The following is a 1,012-nucleotide window of genomic DNA, read 5'->3' as shown; positions in this document are numbered from 1 at the left end:
GATAAAGGACGTGGCGGTGTCGTTGTTTTGCCAATTTTACCAAATGGACATTTGGGTGAAATGGTACAAAATATTGTTTTTGCGGAGGGTTCTGGTCATGTTAAAGGGCGTCAGGATAGTGGCCCTGCCCATTCGACAACGTTTAGCCCAGATGGGAAGTATTTATATGCAAGTGATCTTGGAAATGACAAAGTCTATGCTTTTCGTTACAACCCAAGTAAGCCTCAACCACTTGAAGCGGACAAGAGCCGAGATGTGAGTTTTAAGCATGGTTCTGGTCCACGTCATATGGTCTTTTCACCAAATGGTAAACAGGCATACATTACCGCGGAAATGCGAAGTGAAATTGTGACGTTTAACGTACAAGATGGCCATTTGAAAAAAGTCGCTGAGCTAAAACTGGTTCACGAAGACAAAACACCTGAATTCAAGAGTGCAAGTGGAATTATTCTTAGTCCAAATGGTAAGTATGTGATCGCTGCAAATCGTGGTGCGGACAACAAACTTTTGGTATTTAAAATCCAACAGAATGGGCTGTTAGGTCAACCGCAAGTTTATAAGGCCAATGGTATTGAACCACGTGCTTTTGCATTTGATGAGTCAGGTAAATATCTTTATGTGACTAATGTTTATATTAATAACATTAGATTTTTCCGTTTTGATACCAAAATTGGCTCATTAAAACCTTTAGGCGATGCAGCTAAAATATCGACTCCAACTGATATCAAATTCTTTTAATAATTTTTTCTCACACTGATCCTGCAATATTTATAAGCTATTACATTTTTCAGTGTTCATTGCTACAGATACTCAATCTTGAAAGACAATCAAGATTGAGTTGAGGATTGAGTACATAGAAAATTCCTTTAAAATCTCTCATTTTACTTTTCAAGCCGTGTGAGTTTTGAGAAAATGAGAGCTTGTCACAATGGTCAATTCAAACCTGATAATAATGAATAATTTTGTCGGGTTTTTGCAGATTTTTGCGTGTAAAATACTTATTTATTTTTTA

Annotated in this window: 1 protein-coding gene; it reads left to right on the top strand. The window is 37.0% G+C overall.

Going from position 1 to position 1,012, the window contains the following annotated elements:
• Positions 1 to 738 (top strand): lactonase family protein (locus VXQ92_RS21485; RefSeq protein ID WP_416683116.1); only part of this gene is annotated, 738 nt, incomplete at its 5' end.
• Between the last annotated feature and the right edge of the window lie 274 nt (positions 739 to 1,012).

The organism is Acinetobacter sp. 228 (genome assembly GCF_048147885.1).
This window is presented reverse-complemented; position numbering and strand designations above follow the sequence as displayed.